Annotated in this window: 1 protein-coding gene; it reads right to left on the bottom strand. The window is 42.2% G+C overall.

All coding sequences use genetic code 11. The features are described from left to right. Window positions 1–734 (bottom strand): metallophosphoesterase (locus ACS8FC_RS15720; RefSeq protein WP_439297457.1); only part of this gene is annotated, 734 nt, incomplete at its 3' end. Window positions 735–898 lie beyond the last annotated feature (164 nt).

Genomic DNA, 898 nt, shown 5'->3' with positions numbered 1-898 from the left:
GGTTTGAATTGATAGCAGGTAGACGGCGTGCTATAAACAGTCACACCTTGGCGATAACGAATCTGCTCTTGGTGAGTATGACCGCTAATAATCACCTGTAAATGTTCAAAAGGCGCCATGTACTCCCAAAAGGTTTCAGCGTTTTGCGCCATATGGGTGTCAATCCAGTCAGAATCTACTGGAATGACGTGATGGTGTAGGGCGATAAGCGCAGGCTTATCACATGCCTCAAGCCGTTTGCATAACCAATCAATATCTGTAGTGGTTATCTCACCTGCCACTTTCCCTGTGATAGACGAATCTAATAACAGTAGCTGCCAGTGATCACTCTCAATGATGTGCCGACTGAGTAAGCGTGAGTCAGCAGGCTGGGCAATGAGTGTCCGCTGAAAAAACGGCAAGTCTTCACCATTCTCATCAGTCACATCGTGATTGCCAGCGATGCATACAAAAGGAATTTGGGTTGCCTGTAGTACATCAAAGATATGGTCATAGGTGGCGGGCTTTACTTTACTGACCAGATCGCCAGTCACGATAATCAAATCACAGCGAATATCTTCATTCAGTGCTTGCTGCAGTACAGCTTCAAAATTACGCTGACAATCACCCACCTCATTGACATGACTACTGTCAGTATCAGCAGCGACAGGCGTGGATAAATGCAAATCAGTGATTTGTAAAATATTTATCTGTTCATCGGACGTGCTGATTTTATTGACGGGATAGTTCGGCATTGGGTCAGTCCCTTATCGAATCAAAACAATGGTCATTGTGAGAACGAGTATGGATAAATGATCTACTATTTTCAAAATTATATTAATCTATTATTAACACTAATTAATGACGAGTCATATAGTGAATCGGTACAAACAATGGTAAAGCAAGTTTATAACATAAA

This window comes from Psychrobacter sp. 1Y4, from assembly GCF_051847555.1.
Note: the sequence above shows the minus strand (reverse complement) of the source record. Positions and strands in the feature narration are given on the sequence as shown.